The sequence below is a fragment of the Streptomyces sp. NPDC002690 genome, assembly GCF_053592415.1.
Window position 1 is genome coordinate 1 of sequence record NZ_JBSFVR010000098.1, and the last position, 22,737, is coordinate 22,737.

General features: G+C 71.4%; 18 protein-coding genes and 1 pseudogene. 10 read left to right on the forward strand and 9 right to left on the reverse strand.

Annotated features, from left to right (window positions below; all coding sequences use genetic code 11):
- Positions 1-748, reverse strand: a 748-nt coding sequence (locus tag ACWD3D_RS15120; protein ID WP_451461321.1) for an SCO1860 family LAETG-anchored protein, incomplete at its 3' end; no start/stop codon positions are given.
- Between the two features lie 473 nt (positions 749-1,221).
- On the opposite strand from ACWD3D_RS15120, the gene ACWD3D_RS15125 reads away from it, so the two are divergent.
- The gene (locus tag ACWD3D_RS15125) at positions 1,222-2,679 is read left to right on the forward strand and encodes a PH domain-containing protein (RefSeq protein WP_451461322.1); all 1,458 of its coding nucleotides are present in this window, start codon (positions 1,222-1,224) and stop codon (positions 2,677-2,679) included.
- 16 nt (positions 2,680-2,695) lie between these two features.
- On the opposite strand, the gene ACWD3D_RS15130 is transcribed toward ACWD3D_RS15125, so the two are convergent.
- Positions 2,696-3,823 carry an amidohydrolase family protein gene (locus ACWD3D_RS15130; RefSeq protein ID WP_451461323.1) on the reverse strand — a complete coding sequence of 376 codons (1,128 nt, stop codon included), beginning with the start codon at positions 3,821-3,823 and terminating at the stop codon, positions 2,696-2,698.
- Positions 3,824-3,962: 139 nt separating this feature from the next.
- On the opposite strand from ACWD3D_RS15130, the gene ACWD3D_RS15135 reads away from it, so the two are divergent.
- The 5 genes from ACWD3D_RS15135 to thpD all read left to right on the forward strand — a co-directional run bounded on the left by ACWD3D_RS15135 (position 3,963) and on the right by thpD (position 8,757).
- A complete protein-coding gene (locus ACWD3D_RS15135) occupies positions 3,963-5,069 on the forward strand; it encodes a pyridoxal-phosphate-dependent aminotransferase family protein (RefSeq protein ID WP_451461324.1) in 1,107 nt (368 codons plus the stop codon).
- A gap of 450 nt (positions 5,070-5,519) precedes the next feature.
- Positions 5,520-5,984 (forward strand): diaminobutyrate acetyltransferase, encoded by a 465-nt coding sequence (ectA, locus tag ACWD3D_RS15140; RefSeq protein ID WP_451461336.1) that lies wholly within the window; start codon positions 5,520-5,522, stop codon positions 5,982-5,984.
- A 95-nt stretch (positions 5,985-6,079) separates the two neighbouring features.
- The gene (gene ectB / locus ACWD3D_RS15145; protein WP_451461325.1) at positions 6,080-7,345 is read left to right on the forward strand and encodes a diaminobutyrate--2-oxoglutarate transaminase; all 1,266 of its coding nucleotides are present in this window, start codon (positions 6,080-6,082) and stop codon (positions 7,343-7,345) included.
- Positions 7,346-7,440: 95 nt separating this feature from the next.
- Positions 7,441-7,839, forward strand: a complete 399-nt coding sequence (locus ACWD3D_RS15150; protein WP_328722411.1) for an ectoine synthase — start codon at positions 7,441-7,443, stop codon at positions 7,837-7,839.
- A gap of 3 nt (positions 7,840-7,842) precedes the next feature.
- Positions 7,843-8,757, forward strand: a complete 915-nt coding sequence (thpD, locus tag ACWD3D_RS15155; protein ID WP_451461326.1) for an ectoine hydroxylase — start codon at positions 7,843-7,845, stop codon at positions 8,755-8,757.
- 75 nt (positions 8,758-8,832) lie between these two features.
- On the opposite strand, the gene ACWD3D_RS15160 is transcribed toward thpD, so the two are convergent.
- On the reverse strand, positions 8,833-9,687 hold the full coding sequence (locus tag ACWD3D_RS15160) for a sulfurtransferase (RefSeq protein WP_451461327.1): 855 nt from the start codon (positions 9,685-9,687) through the stop codon (positions 8,833-8,835).
- 318 nt (positions 9,688-10,005) lie between these two features.
- Here ACWD3D_RS15160 and ACWD3D_RS15165 point away from each other — a divergent pair, with 318 nt between their 5' ends.
- Positions 10,006-10,620 carry an RraA family protein gene (locus ACWD3D_RS15165; RefSeq protein ID WP_451461328.1) on the forward strand — a complete coding sequence of 205 codons (615 nt, stop codon included), beginning with the start codon at positions 10,006-10,008 and terminating at the stop codon, positions 10,618-10,620.
- Between the two features lie 79 nt (positions 10,621-10,699).
- Here ACWD3D_RS15165 and ilvN read toward each other — a convergent pair.
- The 5 genes and pseudogenes from ilvN to ACWD3D_RS15190 all read right to left on the reverse strand — a co-directional run.
- Positions 10,700-10,936 (reverse strand): annotated as a pseudogene (gene ilvN, locus ACWD3D_RS15170) (acetolactate synthase small subunit); the annotation flags it as partial.
- 27 nt (positions 10,937-10,963) lie between these two features.
- A complete protein-coding gene (locus ACWD3D_RS15175; protein WP_451461329.1) occupies positions 10,964-12,859 on the reverse strand; it encodes an acetolactate synthase large subunit in 1,896 nt (631 codons plus the stop codon).
- A 256-nt stretch (positions 12,860-13,115) separates the two neighbouring features.
- Positions 13,116-14,336: an MFS transporter gene (locus ACWD3D_RS15180; RefSeq protein WP_451461330.1), complete on the reverse strand. Its 1,221-nt coding sequence runs from the start codon at positions 14,334-14,336 to the stop codon at positions 13,116-13,118.
- A gap of 47 nt (positions 14,337-14,383) precedes the next feature.
- Positions 14,384-14,863: an RrF2 family transcriptional regulator gene (locus tag ACWD3D_RS15185; protein WP_451461331.1), complete on the reverse strand. Its 480-nt coding sequence runs from the start codon at positions 14,861-14,863 to the stop codon at positions 14,384-14,386.
- Positions 14,864-15,008: 145 nt separating this feature from the next.
- On the reverse strand, positions 15,009-15,995 hold the full coding sequence (locus ACWD3D_RS15190; protein ID WP_451461332.1) for an NADPH:quinone reductase: 987 nt from the start codon (positions 15,993-15,995) through the stop codon (positions 15,009-15,011).
- A 273-nt stretch (positions 15,996-16,268) separates the two neighbouring features.
- On the opposite strand from ACWD3D_RS15190, the gene ACWD3D_RS15195 reads away from it, so the two are divergent.
- Positions 16,269-17,501, forward strand: a complete 1,233-nt coding sequence (locus ACWD3D_RS15195; protein ID WP_451461333.1) for an IS701 family transposase — start codon at positions 16,269-16,271, stop codon at positions 17,499-17,501.
- A gap of 125 nt (positions 17,502-17,626) precedes the next feature.
- Here ACWD3D_RS15195 and ACWD3D_RS15200 read toward each other — a convergent pair whose 3' ends face one another.
- A complete protein-coding gene (locus ACWD3D_RS15200) occupies positions 17,627-19,573 on the reverse strand; it encodes a helix-turn-helix domain-containing protein (protein WP_451461334.1) in 1,947 nt (648 codons plus the stop codon).
- Between the two features lie 258 nt (positions 19,574-19,831).
- Between ACWD3D_RS15200 and ACWD3D_RS15205 the strand changes: the two genes are divergently transcribed.
- Both ACWD3D_RS15205 and pabB read left to right on the forward strand, forming a co-directional pair.
- Positions 19,832-20,542, forward strand: coding sequence for a 50S ribosomal protein L11 methyltransferase (locus tag ACWD3D_RS15205; protein WP_451461335.1), 711 nt, complete (start codon positions 19,832-19,834; stop codon positions 20,540-20,542).
- Between the two features lie 44 nt (positions 20,543-20,586).
- Positions 20,587-22,698, forward strand: coding sequence for an aminodeoxychorismate synthase component I (pabB, locus tag ACWD3D_RS15210; protein WP_451461337.1), 2,112 nt, complete (start codon positions 20,587-20,589; stop codon positions 22,696-22,698).
- The last annotated feature ends 39 nt before the right edge of the window (positions 22,699-22,737 follow it).

A 22,737-nucleotide genomic window follows, 5' to 3' on the forward strand; every position in this document is an offset into this window, starting at 1 on the left:
GCGCGCTCGCCGGGCTGCACGAGGCGGGGGAGAGCGAACGCGTCCTGGTGGTCGACCTGGACCGTGAACTCCCGCCGATCGCGGTGGAGTCGGCGACGTTGAGCGCGGCCGGGTTGAGGGAGATCCGCAGCTGAAGTGCCGCCGCCGCCGCGGTCTTCGAGGTGGTGCCGGTCTTCGACAGGTCAAGGGTCACGTTGCCGACGCCGGGCACGTCCAACTCCGTGCGGCCACCCGCCGTGAGCGTGATCCGCTTGCCGAGGACCGTCACGCGGCCGAGGACGTTCGAGGACGCGACCGGCTTCCTGCCGACCTCGCAGACGGCCTTGGAGGTGACCTCCTCGACCTCGATGAGCGGGAGGAACGGCAGACCGGGAACCTGCACCCGGGCCTTGACGAGATTGCTGTGCCCTTCCGCGCGGCGTTCGTCGACCGTGGCGCCCGAGGTCGCGACGTCGGCCCGCAGCACCTGGACCGGGCCCTTGTCCACCCCGTCCAGCCGCACGGAGAGCGCGGTCTTCTCGGCGCTCCTGGGGGCCTGGACCTCGTTGAGCGTGGCCTTGAGCGGCACGTCGACACTCTTGTTCAGGAGCGAGACGTCGAGCGCCGTCCGGAGCACGACCGCGCTCGCGCTGCCCTCGCCCGCGCCCGTCGTCGCCGGGGCTGCGGCCTGCGCGGGGAACGCGGCGAACAGGGCGACGGGAGCGGCGGCGACCGCCAGGGCGGCGAGACGGAAGGTTTTGCTGTTCAAGATGGTGGAACCCCCACAAGAGACATGGAGCCAACGGCGCCGTCCAATGGGGGACATCGCGTGCGCCGGTGGCCTCGACTCCGTGAATCTTTACGCACAGAGGGTGAACTGGCGGACAGCTGAGGTCAGTTCACCCTAAAGGGGGGTTTTAGCGTACGTATTCGAATCTTGCGGCACGTACGTTCCTCGGACTCACCCGTTTCACCGAACAGCGGTCACCCTCAGTGGCCTTGGCGGCGGGGATCGAGCAATCTCAACGAGAGAACGGCCGGATCGTCACCGCCTGTCAACACGGCGCCCCCGAAGGCTGTCCCGGCTGGGCCGCAGGCCGCGCCGGGGAACGTCGGCCGAGACGAGGACGCCCCGCCCCGGCCGGACGGCCGCGCCGGTGACCGATCTCGGCAATGCCGCGCCCCGAACGTTGCCGTACCCCTGACAAGATCTCCGCCCGCGCAGGGTGCCAGGCTGTGCGCATGACCGAAGAACCTCAGCCGACCTTCCGTCCCGCGTCCGCGAGGGTGTTGTCGCGCGTCGGGCTCGGGAGCGTCGTCGCCGAGGTGCGCGCCGACGCCGACGGGGTGCGCTATCGGTCCCCGCTGCGGCGGGGGAACATCCCGTGGCGGGACGTCAGGGCGCTGCGCGTCCACCGGAAACCCATGAGGAGCCAGGAGCGCAAACGCGTCAGCCTGCTGCTGCGCGACGGGCGCGTCCGCTTCCTGCCCCAGCCGCGGAGCTACCTGAGCACGGACCCGGAGTTCGACGCCGGGGTGGAGGCGCTGCGGACGCTGCACCGCCGCCACGGAACGCCCGACGAGCCGGATCACCTCCACGTCATCGACCCTCGCACGGGAGGGCACGGCCTCCTCAAGCCGCTCGCGCTGTGCGCGCTGCTGCTCGTGGTGGGCGCGGTGGTGGCGGCGGTGGGCGTACCGGACGCCCTCTCCGACCAGCGTGCCTGGCGGTCGGCCGTCCCCTGCGCGGCAGGGACACCCGTCCTCGATCGCGCCGAGTGCCTGTCCACCCTCCCGGGGGTGATCTCCCGCACCGAGGCCCACGACGGCAAAGGGGACGACAGCTGGCTGTACTTCTCCGGGGCCCGGCCCCGCGAGCGGATCGACGTGCCGTACGACACGGCCGTCGCGTTCGCGCCGGGCGACCGGGTCGATGTGACCTTCTGGCGGGGAACCGCGAGAGCGGTCGTCGGTGCCCGCACGGAGTGGCACGCGCGCCTGGTCCCCGCGGGTCAGCTCCTGGCCGTCGCGGCGGGGTTCGTGCTCGCCGCCGGCTACCCCGCCGCCCTCGTCGTGGTCCGGGTGCGCGGACGCCGGCGTCCCGACGACGAGGTCCTTCCCTCGGTCTTCCCGTTCGTGGGCGTGCTGCTCGCGACCGCCCTGTGGCTGCTGCCGCTCTGTGTCCTGCACCCCACGGACCCCCTCGGGTCGCCCACGACGGCAGGGTGGGCGGGCGCGGGTACGGCGCTGACGCTGGTGCTCCTCGTGCCGGCCTTCCGCGCCACCCGCGCACGGTCTCCCGAGGACGTCGTGGCCACGGGCGCGGCGGATGCCACGGACCCAGCCGACGAGGAGGAGGAGTTCCTGCACGGCCGCTTCCTGGAGACCACCGAGTACAACCCCTACCACTTCGGCACCCACCTCGTGCTGGGCGGCGGCGACGCGCTCGCGGTCTCGCCGCACCCCGGTCCCGGCCGGTTCGCGGTGAAGCGGGTCCCGGTGGAACGGATCGCCGTCCTGCGGGTGCGGCGGCTCCGGGGCGACGACGGCGACGAGGTTCCCGGTGACTGGCACGTGGCCGAGCTGGACGACGCGGGCACCCCCGTCCGCGTCGCGGCCGCACCGGCCGACCTGGCCCGTGTCCTGCGCGCCCTGGGGTACGCCCCGGCCGCACCGGACTCCGGAGTCCCGGCGCGCTGAGGGGACGCGCGCCGGGTCAGCCGCCCACCACCCGCCCGTTCAGCACCACGTGACGGGGGGCCGCCAGGACCGTCACGTCCGCGCGCGGGTCCTCGGCGTAGACGACCAGGTCGGCCGGGGCGCCCTCGTCCAGGGCGGGGCGGCCCAGCCAGCGCCTCGCTCCCCAGGTGGTGGCCGAGAGCGCGTCCAGGGGCGGGATACCGGCCCTGACCAGTTCGGCGACCTCGGCGCCCACCAGGCCGTGGGGCAGCGAGCCCCCCGCGTCCGTACCGACGAAGACCGGGATGCCGGCGTCGTACGCCGCGCGCACGGTGTCGTACCGGCGCGCGTGCAGCCGGCGCAGATGCGCCGACCAGCGCGGGAACTTGGCCTCGCCGCCGTCGGCGAGGTGCGGGAAGGTCGCGATGTTGACGAGGGTCGGCACGATCGCCACCCCGCGTTCGGCGAAGAGCGGAACGGTGTCCTCGGTGAGGCCCGTGGCGTGCTCGACGCAGTCGATGCCCGCCTCCACCAGATCGCGCAGCGAGTCCTCGGCGAAACAGTGCGCGGTGACCCGGGCGCCGAGCCGGTGGGCCTCGGCGATCGCGGCCTCCACCTCGCCGCGTGGCCAGCAGGGGGTGAGGTCGCCCACCTCGCGGTCGATCCAGTCGCCGACCAGCTTCACCCAGCCGTCTCCCCGGCGTGCCTCGCGGGCGACGTACGCGACGAGGTCGCCGGGCTCGATCTCGTGGGCGTAGTTGCGGATGTAGCGGCGGGTCCTGGCGATGTGGCGGCCGGCCCTGATGATCTTCGGGAGGTCCTCCCGGTCGTCGGTCCACCGGGTGTCGGAGGGCGATCCGGCGTCGCGCAGCAGCAGGGCGCCCGCCTCACGGTCGGTGAGCGCCTGCTTCTCGCTGGTGGCGGCGTCGACCGGGCCGTGGCGGTCGAGGCCCACGTGGCAGTGCGCGTCCACCAGTCCGGGCAGTACCCAGCCCTCGACGGTGTCCGCCCGGTCCGCGCCCGGGGGCCGCTCGAAGGTGATCCGGCCGTCCACGGCCCAGAGTTCGTCGCGCACCTCGTCCGGGCCGACGAGCACCCGTCCCCTCACCCGCAGCACGCGCGGGTCCCGGTCGCGGTGTTCGCGCTGGTCGCTGTGATCGCTCATGTGCGGCACTGTACGAGGCGGTCGGTACTCTCGGACCGAGCGCTGTTCGTACACGGGCCCGCATCTGTTCGCACAGATGCCCGCATCCGTACGGACAGGGGCCCGCAGATCGACTGACCGAACCGGAGAGAGCACCACCGTGACACACCCCTTCCTCGACCTCGCCCCGCTCACCGCCGCGCACTTCGCGGCCATCGAGAAGCGGGTGGCCGGCCTTCTCGCCACCGAGCAGGACGTGGTGATCATGCAGGGCGAGGCGCTGCTGCCCCTGGAGGGCTGCATCCGCGGCGCCGCCCGGCCCGGTACGACCGCGCTCAACGTCGTCACCGGCCCGTACGGCCAGACCTTCGGCAACTGGCTGCGCGACTGCGGCGCCGAGGTCGTCGACCTCGCGGTGCCGTTCCACACGGCGGTCACCGCCGAGCAGGTCGCCGCGGCGCTGGCCGAGCGTCCGGAGATCGACTTCGTCTCGCTGGTGCACGCCGAGGCGGCGACCGGGAACACCAACCCGGTCGCTGAGATCGGTGAGGTCGTCCGGGCTCACGGCGCGCTCTTCATGCTGGACGCGGTGGCCTCGGTGGGCGCCGAGCCGCTGCTGCCGGACGCCTGGGGCGTGGACCTGTGCGTGATCGGTGCGCAGAAGGCGATGGGCGGCCCGGCGGGCGTCTCGGCCGTCTCGGTGAGCGCGCGCGCCTGGGAGCGGATCGCGGCCAACCCGCAGGCGCCGCGCCACTCCTACCTCTCCCTGCTGGACTGGAAGCAGCGCTGGATCGACGGTGGCCGCAAGGCTCTGCTGCACGCCCCGGCGCAGTTGGAGATGCTGGCGCTGGAGGCGTGCGTGGAGCGGATCGAGGCGGAGGGCCTGGAGGCCGTCATGGCCCGTCACTCCGCCGCTGCCGCCGCCACCCGGGCGGGCGCGCTCGCGCTCGGCGGCGGGCTGACGCCGTTCGTCCACGAGGCGCGCGACGCGGCGCCCGTCGCCACGACACTGCGCGTGCCGGACGGGGTGGACGCCTCCGAGCTGGTGGCGCGGGCGCTGCTCGCGGAGCCCTCGCTGCCGCTGATCGCGGGCGGCGGGGCGCTGGCCGAGGAGATGGTCCGGGTCAATCACTACGGGGTGGACGCCACGCGCGGAGCGGTCCTCGCCTCCCTCGCGGCGCTGGGTTCGGCGCTGGCCGACGCGGGCCTGCGGGTCGATCTGGAAGCTGCCCGCAAGGCCGTCCAGGAAACCTGGCCGAGCGAATGAGATACCGGGCGCGGCCCATTCCCTTGGCCCGCTGACGGGGGAATTCAATGAATGCGGGGGACTACTTATCCATAAGTAGTCCCCCGCATTCTTGTGCCCGGACTCCTCAGGTACAAACGCACTGATCCAAGAGGCCTCCCCTTGAGCGGTACGGGGCGCCGGTGAAGGGAGTTGAAGGGTTGTGACGGACCCCACACGAGGGCGTTATGCCGGATAAATTCACCACAAACCATCATGAAACACCCGCCCGACCGGTCGGGCTCGCACTCGCGTGATAACACGTGTGCTCCCGCCACCCAACCCTTTTCACCGATGCGATTCTGAAATTCGCTGGGTAAATTCGCTGGCATGAGTGCCGCACCAGCAGACCTTGCCCGTGCCCGAATCGACTCCGCCGCCCCCGAAGCGCCGCGCACCCCGAGCGCGTTCCTCACCGTGGACGCGCCACGTGTGGAGGACGGGGCCTCGCTGTGGCGCATCGCCCGCGACTCCGAAGTCCTCGACCTCAACTCCTCGTACAGCTACCTGCTCTGGTGCCGCGACTTCGCGGCGACCTCCGTGGTCGCCCGGGACGAGCGCGGCGAGCCGGTCGCCTTCGTGACCGGGTACGTCCGGCCGGACCGTCCGCAGACGCTCGTCGTCTGGCAGGTGGCGGTCGACGACGCCTACCGGGGCCGGGGGCTGGCCGCCGGACTGCTGGACGCGCTGACCGAACGCGTCGCCGCTGAAGGGGGGTTGATCGCGGTCGAGACGACCGTCACGCCCGACAACACCGCGTCGAACCGGCTCTTCACCTCGTACGCCGAGCGCCACGACGTAGGACTGGAGCACGAGGTGCTCTTCGACGGGGAGCTGTTCCCCGAGGACACCCATCTTCCCGAAGTCCTTTACCGCATAGGGCCGTTCGGCAGCTGACGGCAGCAGTCGCGGCCCGCCCGGCGGGTCCACCCCCGGCCGAGTCCGCCGCGCCACCGCCCCGCCGCACACCCACAACCCCTCAGGAGACCGCCGTGACCATCACCCCGCCCGCCCTGAGCGTCTTCGAGACCCTGGAGTCCGAGGTCCGGAGCTACTGCCGGAGCTGGCCCGCCGTGTTCGACCACGCGCGAGGCGCCCGGCTGACCGACGAGGACGGCCACAGTTACCTCGACTTCTTCGCCGGTGCGGGCTCGCTCAACTACGGCCACAACAACCCCGTACTGAAACGGGCGTTGCTCGACTACATCGAGCGTGACGGCATCACCCACGGGCTGGACATGGCGACGACGGCGAAGCGTGCCTTCCTGGAGACCTTCCAGAACGTGATCCTGCGTCCGCGCGACCTGCCGTACAAGGTGATGTTCCCGGGCCCGACCGGCACCAACGCCGTCGAATCGGCGCTGAAGCTGGCGCGCAAGGTGAAGGGACGCGAGTCCGTGGTCTCCTTCACCAACGCCTTCCACGGAATGTCGCTCGGCTCGCTCGCCGTCACCGGCAACGCGTTCAAGCGGGCCGGGGCGGGCATCCCGCTGGTGCACGGCACGCCCATGCCGTTCGACAACTACTTCGACGGCCAGGTCCCCGACTTCCTCTGGTTCGAAAGGCTGCTGGAGGACCAGGGCTCCGGGCTGAACAAGCCGGCCGCCGTGATCGTGGAGACCGTCCAGGGCGAGGGCGGCATCAACGTCGCCCGCGCCGAGTGGCTGCGCGCGCTCCAGGAGCTGTGCCACCGGCAGGACATGCTGCTGATCGTCGACGACATCCAGATGGGCTGCGGGCGTACCGGCGGCTTCTTCTCCTTCGAGGAGGCGGGCATCGTCCCGGACATCGTCACCCTGTCGAAGTCCATCAGCGGCTACGGACTGCCCATGTCCCTGTGCCTGTTCACCCCGGAGCTCGACGTCTGGGAACCGGGCGAGCACAACGGCACCTTCCGCGGCAACAACCCCGCCTTCGTCACGGCCGCCGCCGCGCTCGACGCCTACTGGGCGGACGGTCACATGGAGCAGCAGACGAAGGCCCGCGGCGAGCAGGTCGAGCAGGCCCTGCTCTCCGTCTGTGCCGAGGACACCACCGCCTCCTTCCGGGGCCGGGGCCTCGTGTGGGGGATCGAGTTCGCCGATCCGGCGCGCGCCTCGGCGGTCACCTCGCGCGCGTTCGAGCTCGGGCTGCTGCTGGAGACCTCGGGCCCGCGGAGCGAGGTCGTCAAACTGCTGCCGCCGCTGACCATCACCCCCGAAGAGCTGGACGAAGGGCTGCGCACGCTGGCCCGGTCCGTCCACGAAACAGCCGCCTGAGCGGCGCGTTTCCCTTGAACTCCGCCTGTCCCGGGAAGCTTTCGGGGCAGACGGGGAGCCGACAGTCACCGCAGAGAGAAAGGCACCACACCACCGTGATCGTCCGTTCGTTCCGCGACATCGAGAACACCGACCGGCACGTGAAGTCCGCCTCCGGCACCTGGGAGAGCAAGCGCATCGTGCTCGCCAAGGAGAAGGTCGGCTTCTCGCTCCACGAGACCATCCTGTACGCGGGCACGGAGACGTCGATGTGGTACGCGAACCACATCGAGGCCGTCCTGTGCACCCAGGGGGAAGCCGAACTCACCAACGACGACACCGGCGAGAAGCACTGGATCACCCCCGGCACCATGTACCTGCTCAACGGCCACGAGCACCACACGCTCCGGCCGAAGACGGATTTCCACTGCGTCTGCGTCTTCAACCCGCCCGTCACCGGACGGGAGGACCACGACGAGAACGGCGTCTACCCGCTGCTGACCGAGGAGGCCTGAGCCATGACCACGTACGCGCGCACCGAGCCGCACCCCCCGCGCACCGACCTCTACCCCTCGCGCGGCGCCGCCGAGACGATCACTCCCCGCCGGGACCCGGTCGTCTGGTCCGCTCCGGGCGCCCCGGGGCCCGTACCCGTACAGAGCCTCCTGACCTTCGAGCGGGACGGCTTCCTCGCCGTCGACCAGCTGCTCGCTCCGGACGAAGTGGGCTCCTACCAGGCGGAGATGGAGCGCCTGATCGCCGATCCGGCCGTCCGCGCGGACGAACGGTCCATCGTGGAGCCGCAGTCGGGGAAGGTGCGTTCCGTCTTCGAGGTGCACCGGATCAGCGAGGTGTTCGCCCGGCTGGTCTCCGACGAACGGCTGGTGGGCGCGGCACGGCAGATCCTCGGCTCGGACGTGTACGTGCACCAGTCCCGGATCAACGTGAAGCCGGGCTTCGGGGCTTCGGGCTTCTACTGGCACTCGGACTTCGAGACCTGGCACGCGGAGGACGGACTGCCGAACATGCGGACCGTCTCCGTCTCGATCGCGCTGACCGAGAACCACGACACCAACGGCGGGCTGATGATCATGCCCGGATCGCACCGGTCGTTCCTCGGCTGCGCGGGCGAGACGCCGAAGGACAACTACAAGAAGTCGCTCCAGATGCAGGACGCGGGCATCCCGTCCGACGAGGCGCTGACGGAGCTGGCCGGGGAGCACGGGATCAAGCTCTTCACCGGCAGGGCGGGTTCGGCGACCTGGTTCGACTGCAACGCCATGCACGGTTCGGGTGACAACATCACGCCGTTCCCGCGCAGCAACGTCTTCATCGTCTTCAACAGCGTGGAGAACGCGGCCCAGGAGCCGTTCGCGGCCCCGGTGCGGCGCCCGGAGTTCATCGGGGCACGCGACTTCACGCCGGTGCGGTAGGCGCGGACCGCGTGGGAGCGGGCGGGGCGGGACGGTTGCGGCCGTCCCGCCCCGCCCTCACGGGCGCGCGGTACGTCAGCGGGCGGGCCCGGTCTCCACCGGGCGGGCCTCGTCGCGCCCGTACGCGGACCAGCCGCCGACGTAGAGCCTGCCGCTGCCCAGCCCGGTGTGCTCCAGGGTCAGGAGGTTGTGGCAGGCGGTCACGCCCGAGCCGCAGTAGGAGGCCACCTCCGACACGTTGTCCGGGACCACTCCCCCGGCGGCGAAGTTGTCCCGGATCGCCTGGAGGGGCAGCAGCCGGCCGAGCCCGTCCAGGTTCTCCCGGCAGGGGACGCTGGCCGCACCGGGTACGTGGCCCGGGCGGGGGTCCACGGGGTCCTGGGCTCCGGCGAAGCGGTCCCGGTTGCGGGCGTCCACCGGCAGGACGTCCGGCTGAGCGAGGTCGTCCGCCTCGACCAGTGCCTCGGCCGGCCAGGCGCGCACGGAGAAGTCGCCTTCCCGGGCGGGCACGGGTTCGTCCGCCGTCAGGGACCCGGGGTACGCCTCGGTGTAGGCGTTCAGCCCGCCGTCGAGGACGGCCGCGCGGCGCCCGGTGACCCGGAGCATCCACACCAGCCGGGCCGCGATCACGCCGCCCTGGTCGTCGTAGGCGACCACGATGTCGTCGTCGTCGATCCCCAGCGTCCGCATGCCCTCGGCGAAGAGTTCGGGGGCCGGCAGCGGGTTCCGGCCGCCGGTCGGCGTCGGGGGGCCCGTCAGCCAGCGGTCGAGGTCGGCGAACACCGCGCCGGGCAGGTGTCCCCCCTCGTACGCGGCACGCCCGGAACGCCCGTCCAGATACCACCGCACATCGGCCGGAACCACGCGGCCCGGCAGTGCTTCCAGCTCCTCGACCCGCACGAACGGCGGGACTTGCACGAATTGCTCCATGATCCGGACGCTAGCCATCTGTCCATTATTCGAGCAATACCGTCTTACATGGCAAGACGCTGGACGAGTGGGCGGAAGAGGATCTCCGCGCCCTCGCGCGATTCCAGGTGCGCGCTCCTCACGCGCACAGGTCCAGGACCAGGGGCGACGACCGCGTTGTACTGTCGGCTCCCGGAGCGTGTGCCGAAAGCGGCGCCGCCCGCCCGGAGGGCGGACAGGCGGGACTTCCGACACACGCCCTGGTGGCGGCCCCGCGTGCGGCGGTTGACGCGGGCTTCCGCCACCGGCCGGACCATCTCGCACAGGAACAGAGGACCCATGGACAACGAGTTCCGGAGCATCCCCACCACCACCCTCGCCGACCTGCTGGACCGCGGGCAGGTCATGGACATCGGCATCCGCCCGCTGTGGGACTCGCCGCGCGTCGCCGGACCCGCGTACACCGTCCGGTGCGAGCCCGGCGACAACCTGATGCTGCACGCCGCGATCTACCGCGCCGCGCCGGGCTCGGTCGTCGTCGTGGAGTCCGGCGATCCGGACTACGCGCTGGCCGGTGGCAACGTGTGCGCCATCGCCCAGCGCAGGGGCGTCGCGGCCTTCGTGGCCGACGGCGTCATACGCGATCTCGGCGAGGTGCGCGAGGCCGGCTTCCCGGTCTTCTCCCGTGGCGTCATCCCGATCCCCGGCACCAAGAAGAAGATCGGCTCGCTCGGTGAGCCGGCCCGCGTCGGCGGGGTACTGGTGCACCCGGGCGACATCGTGGTCGCGGACGAGGAGGGCGTCGTCGTCACCCCGGCCGCCCGCCGCGAGGAGATCCTCGCCGCCGCGCGGAAGAAGCTCGCCGAGGAGGCGGAGCAGTCCCTCGACGCCTGGGAGGAGAACCACCGCGCCCGCGTCGAGAAGGCACTGCGCGACCAGGGCTTCACGGGCTGACCCGGCAGCCGGGACGGGACGTTCGGGGCAGCCTTACGCGTCGGCCCCGTACGTCCCGTACCCGGGAACGGGTTCAGCAGGGCACCTCCTCCAGTACCTCGACCACGTTGACCAGTTTGGCGAGTTGCTTGGTCACCTGGTCGAGCTCCTGGCTCTCGATGTCGACGACGATGGTCATCCTGGACAGGGCGGCCCCGTCCTCCGGGGCGACCGCGAGCGAGTCGATGTTGAAACCCCGGCGGGAGAACAGGGCCGCGACGCGGACGAGTACGCCGGGCCTGTTCTGGACGAGGGCGGTGAGGGTGTACTTGGACATGCTGCTCTCTTCCTCGCGAGGGGGCGGTCAGTCGGTTTCGTCACCGAAGTCGGGGCGGATCCCCCGGGCGAACTGGACCTCGTCGTTGGAGGTGCCGGCGGCGACCATCGGCCAGACCATGGCGTCCTCGTGAACGATGAAATCGACCACGACCGGACGGTCGTTGATCGCGTTGGCCTTCTCGATGACCGCGTCGAGCTCGGCGGGGTCCTCGCAGCGCAGTCCGACACAGCCCATCGCCTCGGCGAGCAGGACGAAGTCCGGGACGCGCGTGCCCCGGAGCGGCTTTCCCGCGCTCTCGCCGGCCGCGGAGCCGGCTTCCTCCGCAGGGCCGGAGTGCAGCACCGTATTGGAGTACCGCTGGTCGTAGAAGAGGGTCTGCCACTGGCGGACCATCCCGAGGACGCCGTTGTTGATGATGGCGACCTTGATCGGGATGTTGTTCAACGCGCAGGTGACCAGCTCCTGGTTGGTCATCTGGAAGCAGCCGTCACCGTCGATCGCCCACACGGTGGCTCCCGGAAGGCCTGTCTTGGCTCCCATCGCGGCGGGAACGGCGTAGCCCATCGTTCCGGCTCCGCCGGAGTTCAGCCAGCGGGCCGGCTGTTCGAAGTTGATGAACTGCGAGGCCCACATCTGGTGCTGGCCGACACCCGCTGTGAAAATCGTTCCCTCCGGGGCGAGTTGCCCCAGGCGCTCGATGACCTGCTGGGGGGCCAGCCGGCCCTCGGGCGCGGGATCGAAGCTGAGCGGGTAGCGGTTTCGCCAGTCGTCGAGCTGCTCCCACCAGGACGTGAGGTCCCGCCGGCCGGCCACCTCCCGCTCTGCCCGGACGGCGACGATCAGTTCGGTCAGCAGATCGCGGGCGTCGGCGACGATCGGCAGGTCCGCCCGCCGGTTCTTGCCGATCTCGGCGGGATCGATGTCGGCGTGCACCACCTTGGCGTACGGGGCGAAGCTGTCCAGCCTGCCGGTGACGCGGTCGTCGAACCGGGCGCCCAGCGCGAAGATGAGGTCGGCCTTCTGCAGTGCGGTGACCGCCGCGACCGTGCCGTGCATGCCGGGCATGCCGAGGTGCTGGGGGTGGCTGTCGGGAAAGGCGCCGAGCGCCATCAGCGTGGTGGTGACCGGAACTCCGGTCAGTTCCGCCAGGGCTTTCAGCTCCTCGTGGGCCCCCGCCTTGACGACGCCGCCGCCGACGTAGAACACCGGGCGTTCGGCCGCCAGGAGCAGCTTCGCCGCCTGGCGGACCTGCTTGGCGTGCGGGTTGCCGGTCGGACGGTAGCCGGGCAGGTCGTTGCGCTGCGGCCAGTGGAAGGCGGTCCGCCGCTGCATGGCGTCCTTGGTGACGTCGACCAGGACCGGGCCGGGGCGGCCGGTGGAGGCGATGTGGAACGCTTCGGCGATCACCCGGGGGATCTCGTCCGGGTCGGAAACCAGGTAGTTGTGCTTGGTGATCGGCAGGGTGATGCCGCAGATGTCCGCCTCCTGGAAGGCGTCCGTACCGATCATCGTGGACGGCACCTGTCCGGTGATCGCGACGATCGGAACCGAGTCCATGTAGGCGTCGGCGATCGCGGTCACCAGGTTGGTGGCTCCCGGGCCGGAGGTCGCCATGCAGACGCCGACCCGGCCGGTGGCCTGGGCGTAGCCGGTGGCCGCGTGGCCCGCGCCCTGTTCGTGGCGGACGAGGACGTGACGGACCCGGTTCGAGTCCATCAGGGGGTCGTAAGCGGGGAGGACCGATCCGCCGGGGATACCGAAGACGGTGTCCACACCGACCTCTTCGAGGGAACGGATCAGGGACTGGGCCCCCGTCAGGCCGGTCTCGGCGATGACGGCGCCCTCGCTGGAGGTCCGCGGGGCGGGAGTGGTGGAGGGGGTGGCCGGACCGTGTGCGCGGTCCGTCGTGTGCGTACTCATCTTGCCGGCCTCTCGGTTTCGTCGACTGTGGGGACCCGCCAGAAGGCGGGGGCCGGCCCGTGGTCTCGCGATCGCGCTGGTACGCGTCGCCTCGGACCATGTGACCGTTGTCGTGGAAACCGGGGCGGCAGGATCTCCTGCGCGCCGGTATCCGGCGCCGCCGCTGAGAGGTGGTTCAGCAGGTGATGCGGCGCCACACCGTCTGGGGCGGCCGGGGCACAGACGCGCCCGGGCCGCGGGGGTGGACTGTCGCGGCTCAGCCCTTGCGGGCTGCCGCACGTGCGGTGAACTGGAGGAACAGCAGTGCCACGACGGCCAGCACCGCCCCGAGGCCGTACACCGTGGTCGCTCCATGGGGGAGCGCGATTCCGCCGAGCACGGTGCCCAGGCCGATGCCCAGGTAGATGGAGGAGGAGTTGAGGGAGACGACCAGCGGGGCTTCCTGCGGGGCGACTTCGATGAGGCGGTGCTGCTGCGCGGGCGTCTGGCACCAACTGCTGGCCCCCCAGAGGAGGACCAGCACGCCGACCAGGAGCACCAGGGAGACATGGCTGGCCGCGACCCAGGTCAGCAGGCCGAGCGCGAGCACCATGCCGATGTACCCGACGGTCAGGACCCGGACGGAGCCCCAGCGGTCGGTGGCGTAGCCGGAGGCCAGGTTGCCGAGTACGGCACCCAGCCCGTACAGGAAGAGCATCCACAGGTCCGTGCTGTCGGGAACCCGCACCGCGCGCAGGACCGGAACGCTGTAGGCGTACGCGGTGTAGCTCGCGCCCATGCCGAACACCGTGAGCGGCAGTACGGCCAGGACGGCCGGCCTGCGCAGCACGGCGAGCCTGGTGCGCAGCGGCACGCGCACGTTGCCCGGCAGCGCCGGCATGATCAGGCGTACTCCGGCGGCGATGAGCACGCAGAGCCCGGCCACGATGCCCAAGGCGGTTCGCCACCCCAGCCAGTGACTGGCGAGGTTGCCCAGCGGCACTCCGAGCGCGGTCGCGACGGTCAGGCCGCCGATCACCACGGCCAGTGCCCGCGCCCGGAATTCGGGGCGTACCAGCGCGGCGCTCACGGCGCCGGCGCTCGGCGTGTAGGCCGCCGCGCCCGCCGCCGCCACGACCCGGCTGATGATCAGTACGGCCAGGTTCGGGGCCAGTGCCGAACACAGGTTGGCCAGGCCGAGTGTGATCAGCGCGCCGACCAGGAGCGCCCTGCGTGGCAGGCGCGCGGTCGCCGTGGCGAGCACGGGCGAGAGTACGGCGTAGGCGGCTGCGAACACCGTGATGGACTGGCCGGCGGCTGCCGTCGAGACGTGCAGGTCTTCGGCCATGGACGGCAGGAACCCGGCGACGACGAAGGCGTCCGTGCCGACGGCGAAGGTGCCCAGGGCGAGCACCAGGGTCGACGAAAGGCCGCCCTGCCCGGGCGGAGCCTGGGCGCCGGCCGATCGTCGGCCGGACACAATCGAGACATTGGACATCCAGGTTCTCCTCGCTCGTACGCGCTCGCTCTACGGGGACGGCGTGCTCAGCGGCCGATTCGCTCGTGATGACGCCGCGCCCGCCCGGCGGCGGAGGCCGGCGCGGAGGCCATCAGGTCCGCCAGCGTCTGCCCGGCGAGCTCCTTGCGCCACGCCAGTTCGGCCTTGCGCATCGCACCCGCGATGCCGCAGGGCTGCTGGAACTCGTGGACCGGCGCGTCGGCCCCCGCTCCGCGCTGCCGGATCTCGGTGCACTGGAAGACGTCGTCCGGACCGTCGATGGCGGCGACGACATCCATGAGCGTGATCCGCTCGGGCCGCCTGGCCAGCCTGAATCCCCCCCGGGCCCCCGGGGAGGACGTCAGGATGCCGGCCCGGTCCAGCGCCTGCAGCTGCTTGTTCAGGTAGGCCCGCGGCAGATCGAACCAGGCCGCGAGCCTGGCCGACGACACCGCTTCCTCGTCGCCGAGCCACGCCAGCGTCAGGCAGCAGTGCAGCCCCCACTCGACTCCCGCACTCATCCGCATGACCTGGATACTACACATCCAGGTTTGGCTCCGCACGGACTCGCGGAATCCGTCACGTACCGACAGGGCCTGACTGTGCGCGCCTTGACGACACGTCACCCGGGACCGGGTATGGAGGCGCGGCACCGCGATCTCCCCGGACCGGTCAGACGCCGAGGTCGGGCCGGAGAAGGACCCGCCTGCCGTTCAGCTCGCCCCGCTCCATCCTGCGGTGGACGTCGGCGGCGGCGCTCAGGGGGAGCGCCTCGGTGCTCCGGGGCCGCAGACGGCCCGAGGCGAGGAGCCGGTTGATGGCGGTGGCGGCCTCGGCCAGCTCGGCGCTGGTGGCGTGGGAGATCACGAAGCCGAGGATCGAGCAGTCCTTCATGTAGAGCGCCCCCGCCGGGAGGACCGGCCTCGACCGGGCGCCGGCCAGCAGGACGATCCGGCCGCGCGGGGCAAGCAGGTCGACGGCGGTGGCGAGGTCGTTCGAGCCGGAGGTGTCGAGGTGGACGTCGACGCCGCGCGGGCTGATGTCCCGTACGCGGGAGGCCAGTTCGGGGTCCCGGTAGTCGAGGACCTCGGCCGCGCCCAGGCCGCGGCAGTAGTCGGCGTCCCGGGCGGAGGCGGTGGCGATCACGCGGGCACCGGCCTCGGCCGCCAGCACGACCAGCGCACTGCCGACGTTTCCGGCCCCGCCGCCCACCAGGACGGTCTCGCCGGCCCGGACGCGGGCGTGCGTGAACAGGCCGAGATGTGCTGTCGCCGCCGGATGCACGGTGGCCACCGCGTCGAGCGGATCCACGCCTCGGGGGAGGTGGTACAGGCGGTCGGCCGCCACCACGGCCTGTTCGGCGGCGGCCCCCTGGCGGCCTCCGTGACCGAGGCTGTTGGACCAGACCGGGTCGCCGACGGCGAATCCCGGAGTGCTCGGCCCGGTCCTGGCGACCGTGCCGACCAGGTCGCGGCTCACCACCAGCGGGAACTCGGCCGGGGTCCTGAAGAGCCCGGAACGGACGAAGGTGTCCACCGGGTTGACGGTCGTGGCCGTGACGTCGACCAGGACGTCGGTCGGGCCGGGTCGGGGGGCGGGGATCTCGCCGTAGTGGATGTTCTCCGGCGGTCCGAGTTTCTCTATGAAAGCTGCGCGCATGGACACGGAGTCTCGCACCACCCTTTCGAACACCGCCCGCGACAAGGGGTTTTTCCGTCAACTCCACATCAGCGGCCTCTGCCTGATGGTCCGCCCACACATGAGCGCCGGTCCGGGCGGAGGCCCTGGAGGTCCTCTGCGGCCCCGATGGTGGTCAGGCCATCGGTCGCCGCGCGCGGGAGGTGTCCTGTGCACCTGGGCCGGATCGGAAAGAGCTACCTAGCGTGGAGCCGCCTGAACCGGCGTTCGACATTCTGCGTTGAGGAGAGCTCGATGAATGACGTTGGCCTGCACAGGGGTGACGTGCGGCGACAGGGAAACGTATCGGTCTGCGCCGATGTCCATGACGTCGTTCTCACCGAGCTGTGTTCGTTCCTGTTCGCCTCGTTGGCACGGGCCGACCAGCGCCGCAAGGGCGTCGAGTACGTTCGGGGCCTGCTGGGCGCCCAGGGCCGGAAGTCGATCCGCAACATAGCGGGCCTGACCGGTGGCCAGGCCACGGAACAGAACCTGCACCACTTCGTCAGCAGCTCGACCTGGGACTGGGGTCCGGTCCGTCAGGCGCTGGCGAACCACCTGGTACGAGTCGCTCCGCCGCAGGCCTGGGTGGTCCGGCCGATCGTCATCCCGAAGGCGGGAGAACGTTCGGTCGGGGTGGACCGCAGGTTCATCCCCTCGCTCGGGCAGGTGCTCAACGCGCAGCAGGCCGTCGGCGTCTGGTCGGCGTCGGAGGAGGTGAGCGTGCCGGTGAACTGGGGGCTGCACCTGTCGCAGGCATGGCTCGACGACGCCCGGCGCAGGCAGGCGTCCATCCCGGAGAGCGTGGACCCGCAGACCCTGGGCGAATGCGCGGTGGAGACCCTCCTGGAGCCGATGTCGGCGTGGCGGCTGCCGGTGCGGCCCGTGGTGATGGACGCGCGGGAGGTGGACGGCATGACGATGGTGCGGAGGCTGCAGGCCGCGGAAGTACCGTTCGTGGCACGGGTCACCAGCACCCTCGCACTGAGCCTCGTCGATCAGGCGCTGCCCGGCCACGGCGCCGACGCGCTCCCGGCCCATCAGATCCTGGGGGCCGCCCGGGATCTGCGGCGGCCGGTGACGTGGACGGACCACACCCAGGAGTCGAGGCCGCGGACCAGTCTGATCGCCGGTGTCCGGGTACGGATTCCGTCGCGCGGCCGGCGACTGCCCCTGCCCGGCCACCGCCCGGGGCGCGGTGACGGGGATCTGCTGCTGATCGGCGCGGGTACGAACGGAAGGCGCTGGCCGCAGGAACTGTGGCTGACCGACCTGACGGAGCAGCCGGCGGCCGCGTCGTTCCGCCTGAGCCGGCTGACGGGCCGGGTCGAACGGGACTTCACCGAGATCGCCGACCAGGTCGGGATCAGGGACTTCGCCGGGCGCTCGTTCGGCGGCTGGCACCGCCACGTCACCCTCGCCTCGGCCGCCCACGCGGTCACCGCTCTGGCCTGGGCCAATGACCGCCAGTTGTGCCGGGCGTCCTGAGACGACCCGGCGGTACGGCAGTCCGGCGGACCGGCAGTCCGGCAGTCCGGCGGACCGGCAGACCGGCGGTCCGGCGGTCCGGCGGTCCGGCAGGACCTGACGCCGTCGTGGCCCGGGCCCGGACCTTACGAACGGGCCGACGGTCCGGGCGCGGCGCTGCGTTCGATCAGGATCTGGCGAACGCGGGAGAGCCTGAGCGCGAGCTGGACTTCGAGCGCGCGCTCGGGCCGCTGCCAGTCACGTCCCAGGAGTTCGCCTATGCGCTCCAGCCGGCGGGCGACCGTGTTGGGGTGGACGTGCAGCCGCTGGGCCGCGTGCGTCGGACTGTTGCCCGTCTCGAAGTAGGCGCCGAGTGTCCGGGTCAGCTCGGTGTGCCGCTGCTGGTCGTATTCGAGCACGGGACCGATCGCCGACTCGACGAAGCCCTCGACGTTGCGGTCGTCCGCGAGCAGCACGCCGAGGAAACCCAGTTCGCGAGCGGAGGCGGAGTGTCCGGTGGTGCCGATGGCCGTCATCGCGTCGAGGCAGCGCAGCGCCTCCCGGTAGCAGTGGAAGACCGAGGCCGCTTCGGTGACCGGCCCGGCACCGGCCACCGTCACCGGTTCGTCGAGCAGGGGCGGCAGTTCGGCGGAGACCGCGGCGGCGGCGGCGCCCGCGTCCGTGCCCGGCAGGAGCAGCACGACACTGTCGGCGTGCACGGTTTTGAGCCCGTTCATCCGGTGCGCGTACGAGGCGGCCCAGGTGAAGGCCTTGCCGCGGCCTTCACCCTCGGGGCGGGCGATGACGACGACGTGCGGTGAACCGAGGTCCATGCCGAGCCGCCGGGCGCGTTCCTCCAGTTGCCGCGGGGGCCTCGGGGGAACAGCGAGCAGTTCCTCCAGGAGTTCGTCGTGGGCGCGGCCCTGATGGACGGCGGTCTTGCCGGCCTCCAGCAGCAGCTGGACCGCCACCGCCTGCGCGACCAGCCGCAGCAATTGGTTGTCACGTTCTGCGAGGATTTGCCCCGACTTCAGTATCAGCGCGCCGAGATTCTCCTGACCGGCGCTGATCGGCGTGGCCCACATCCCGCCGTCGATCGCGACCGGCTCGCCCGCGGCGTGGGCCTCCATGATGGCCGACGCCGTGGCGGCGAAGTCGGCTTCGGGCATCTGGCCGGCCGTCGCGAGGACCGTGCCGTTCGCGGCACATATCCGCACGCCGCCCCGCAGATGCCGGCTCGCCGTCGTGGCGAGCGCCTTCGGGTCCGCGCCGTTCAGCCCCTGCTCGATCAGCTCGCGGTGAATCCGGCCGAGATCGCGGCTCTCCGCGAGGTCCACGACCGTCCGGGCGTTCTCCACGGTCAGGACCTTCGCCGTGGAGACCGCCTCGTCCAGGAGCCGGGTCCGCTCGATGGCCAGGCCGGCCAGGTCACCGAGGGAGCTGATCAGGGAGATCTCGTCCCTGGTGAAGTGGCGCACGCTGCGGTCCGCGACGTAGAGGGCACCGAAGGGGGACGCGTCGTGGCTCAGCGGGACCGCCAGGATCGCGCGCAGCCCCTCGACCCTGACCACCTCGTCGATGTTCGGACTGTGACGTATGCCGGGATCGTTGAGATAGTCCGAGGTCCAGACGGGTCCCAGGTTGGCCAGGGCGGTGTTGCCCAGTCCGGAGCCCCCGGGCAGCCGGAGCCCGACGTTGAGTGTGGACGTGTGGCCGTCGGAGGCGTGCACGTAGGAGACCCCGTCCTCCGGACTGGGGAGGCTGATGTAGGACATGTCCACGCCGAGCAGCAGACGGGCGCGCCGGGTGACGACCTTGAACATCACGTCGAGGTCGTTGGGCGTGACCAGGTCGCGCGCGGTGTCCAGCAACATGGACAGACCGGCGTCACGCTGCTGGCGGCGCTCGCACCGGGAGTGGATGTTCAGAGCGAGCTGAGTGGTGATCTCCAGGTTCTCCAACTCGTCGGCGGTGGCGCCGTCATGACGCGCCTGCGTCACGAGCGCCTCGAAGCGCGCCGGCAGCGCCTCGTCCGCCAGCAGCCTCAGGACCGCCAGTGCGTTCGACCCGCCCGGATCTCCCTGCCGTGCCATGACGCCCCCGCCCTCCGACCCCACTGCCGTGCGGCTGCGACCCCGTGTGATCGTCAAGTTACTTACCGGGGTGGCCGGAGTCAACGGTGTGTTGATCTTGTTCAAGGGGTGGACGGTGGCCGGGGCACCGCAGCCGGCGGTCCGTTGTGTTGCTGGGTCACCTTCCACCTGTCCTGTCCCGTGGGCAGGATTCCACCGGAAGGCGGCGCGGAGGGCAGTTGTGCCCGATGGCCGAACAGGCATTCAGAGGAAACGATCATGAAGGTGGTACAGGACTACCGTCGGTCCCTCGAGAGGAGTCGGCAAGCCCTGGAGCAGAAGGACCGGCCGTCGAGCTTCGAGTTGTGCGGGCGGGAGTGGGACCTCCTGCCGGAGGTGTTCGCGCCGGTGTACTCACCGACCACCGCGTTCTCCATGGAGCTGATGGGCCTGGCGGATCCGGCGGCGTCCCCCCGGACCGGCTCGTTCCTGGAGATCGGCTGCGGGACCGGAGTGATCGCGGTGGCCAGCGCACTGAATGGCTGCGAGTCCGTGGTCGCCACGGACATCAGCGAGGCGGCGGTCCGCAACGCGGAGATGAACGCCGCACGGCACGGCGTCCACGAGCGTGTACGGAGCGTGCGCAGCGACCTCTTCGCGGGCCTGGGTGCGGACGAGCGATTCGACACGGTCTTCTGGCACTCCAACTACGTCCTGGCCCCGGAGAGTTACCAGTACCGGACCATGCACGAACGCGGTTACGTCGATCCGGGGTACGCGGCACACCGAAGGTTCCTGACCGGGGCACCGCACCGCCTGACGCCGGGCGGGGTCGCACTGCTGCACTTCAGCGGGCGCGGTGACCTGGCCACACTCACCCGCATCGCCGGCGAATGCGACCGGAGGCTCAGAGTGGTTCGCAGTGCCGTCTTCCAGGAGGGCGAGCACGAGGTGGAGCACATGCTGCTCGCGGTGGAGCCGACATGCTGACCGAGCGCCGGCCGGCCACGCCCCGGCGCCGGCCGGAGGACACCGTGCGCACCCTGCTGATAGACAACCACGATTCGTTCACCTACAACCTGTTTCACTACCTGGCCGAGGTGAACGGCCGGGAGCCCGAGGTCGTCGTCAACGACGACCCCCGCTGGAACATCGGCCACTTGTCGGAATTCGACAACGTGGTGCTGTCCCCCGGCCCCGGCAGTCCGGACCGGGCCGCCGATTTCGGTATCTGCCGACAGGTGCTGGAAGAGAGCGACTCGCCGGTCCTCGGAGTGTGCCTGGGACACCAGGGACTCGCGGCACTGTACGGGGCCCGGGTGCACCGCGCGCCGGAGCCCTGGCACGGCCGCGTCTCCCCCGTGCTGCACGGCGGAACCGGTCTCTTCGAGGGGCTCCCCTCCCCCTTCCTCGCGGCCAGGTACCACTCGCTGGCCGTCGACCGGCTGCCGTCCGGGCTGGAGGCGACCGCCTGGACCCCCGACGGCATCCTGATGGGCCTGCGGCATCGCGAACGCCCGCTGTGGGGAGTGCAGTTCCATCCCGAATCGATCGGTGGCGAGTACGGCCACCTGCTCCTGGACAACTTCCGCCGGCTCACACTGCGGCACGGCCCCAGCCGGCCCGTGCCCCGTTCGGCGAGGGAAACGGCCGGACCGGCGCCGCGGCCGCCGGCCGCCCGACGGTCCGTCGGCGGGGCACCACCGCGTCGGCTCCGCGTCCTCACCCGCCAGGTGGAGACCCGCTGGGAGGACGAGGTCGCCTTCGACCGGATCTTCCGGGGAGGCGAGCACGCCTACTGGCTGGACAGCGGCCGGCCCGACACGGACGTCGGCAGATTCTCCGTCATGGGAGACGCCGGCGGCCCGCTCGCCAGGATCGCCACGGCCGACGTGACGAGCGGAACGGTGACGGTCCGGTCCGCGGCGTCCACCGAGGTGTGCACCAGCGCCTTCCTCGAGTGGCTGGACCGCGACCTCGCGTCGATCCGGACGGAAGTCCCCGAACTCCCCTTCGACTTCGCCCTCGGATGGGTCGGTTACCTGGGCTACGAGCTGAAGGCCGAGAGTGGCGGGCGGATGGCGCACGGCTCGGCGGAGCCCGATGCCGTGATGGTCTTCGGTGACCGCGCGCTGGTCTTCGACCACGCCACCGGCATCACGCATCTGCTCGCCCTCGCGGAGGAGGGCGAGCAGGACCAGGCGCTCGGTTGGCTGGAGGAGACGGCGGGGCGGCTCGCCGGTCCCGTCGGGCGCGGCGCCCCCCACCCGGGCCCGCCCGAGCCTCTGGACGCCCTGCGCATGCGGCACGACAGGACCGCCTACCTCGGCCTGTTCGACGTCTGCCAGGAGGAGATCGCCGCCGGTGAGACGTACGAGATCTGCCTCACCAACATGATCGAGGCCGACGGCGCACCGGACCCGTGGCAGAGCTACCGGTTCCTGCGCCGTCACAGCCCGGCCCCGTTCGGCGCCCTGCTGAGGTTCGGCGACCTCTCCGTACTGAGCACCTCGCCCGAACGGTTCCTGCGGGTTGACCGCCACGGCGTCGTCGAGTCCAGGCCGATCAAGGGAACACGGCCGCGCGGGGCGACCGAGGGCGAGGACGCGGCGCTGATCGCCGACCTGATGAGCAGCGAGAAGGACCGTGCCGAGAATCTGATGATCGTGGACCTGGTCCGCAACGACCTCGGGCGGTGTGCGGAGGTCGGCTCGGTGGAGGCGGTCGACATCTTCCGCGTCGAAACGTACGCCAGGGCCCACCAATTGGTCAGCACGGTACGCGCCCGGCTGCGGGAGGACTGCTCCGCCGTCGGGGTCACCCGGGCCGCCTTCCCGCCCGGTTCGATGACGGGCTGCCCGAAATCGCGCACGATGGAGATCATCGACCGGCTCGAACAAGGACCCCGCGGGGTGTACTCCGGCGCCATCGGCTACTTCTCCCTGACGGGGGCGGCCGATCTCAGCGTGGTGATCCGCACCGCGGTGATCACACCGGGGCGGCTCCGCTACGGGGTCGGTGGCGCGATCATCGCGCTCTCCGACGCCGCGGAGGAGTTCGAGGAGACCGTGGTCAAGGCCGCCCCGCTGCTCTCCCTGGCCCAACTGGAGCTGCCGGAGCGGGACTCCGACTCCCTCATCCACTGAGCGGACGGCGGCGCTTCCCGGCGGCCGGCCGGGTACGCC

Coding starts and splice junctions, on each gene's coding strand:
- ACWD3D_RS15125 (WP_451461322.1), top strand. CDS start 1,222: ATGACCGAAGAACCTCAGCCGACCTTCCGTCCCGCGTCCGCGAGGGTG.
- ACWD3D_RS15130 (WP_451461323.1), bottom strand. CDS start 3,823: ATGAGCGATCACAGCGACCAGCGCGAACACCGCGACCGGGACCCGCGC.
- thpD (WP_451461326.1), top strand. CDS start 7,843: ATGACCACGTACGCGCGCACCGAGCCGCACCCCCCGCGCACCGACCTC.
- ACWD3D_RS15160 (WP_451461327.1), bottom strand. CDS start 9,687: ATGGAGCAATTCGTGCAAGTCCCGCCGTTCGTGCGGGTCGAGGAGCTG.
- ACWD3D_RS15165 (WP_451461328.1), top strand. CDS start 10,006: ATGGACAACGAGTTCCGGAGCATCCCCACCACCACCCTCGCCGACCTG.
- ACWD3D_RS15175 (WP_451461329.1), bottom strand. CDS start 12,859: ATGAGTACGCACACGACGGACCGCGCACACGGTCCGGCCACCCCCTCC.
- ACWD3D_RS15180 (WP_451461330.1), bottom strand. CDS start 14,336: ATGTCCAATGTCTCGATTGTGTCCGGCCGACGATCGGCCGGCGCCCAG.
- ACWD3D_RS15185 (WP_451461331.1), bottom strand. CDS start 14,863: ATGCGGATGAGTGCGGGAGTCGAGTGGGGGCTGCACTGCTGCCTGACG.
- ACWD3D_RS15190 (WP_451461332.1), bottom strand. CDS start 15,995: ATGCGCGCAGCTTTCATAGAGAAACTCGGACCGCCGGAGAACATCCAC.
- ACWD3D_RS15195 (WP_451461333.1), top strand. CDS start 16,269: ATGAATGACGTTGGCCTGCACAGGGGTGACGTGCGGCGACAGGGAAAC.
- ACWD3D_RS15200 (WP_451461334.1), bottom strand. CDS start 19,573: ATGGCACGGCAGGGAGATCCGGGCGGGTCGAACGCACTGGCGGTCCTG.
- ACWD3D_RS15205 (WP_451461335.1), top strand. CDS start 19,832: ATGAAGGTGGTACAGGACTACCGTCGGTCCCTCGAGAGGAGTCGGCAA.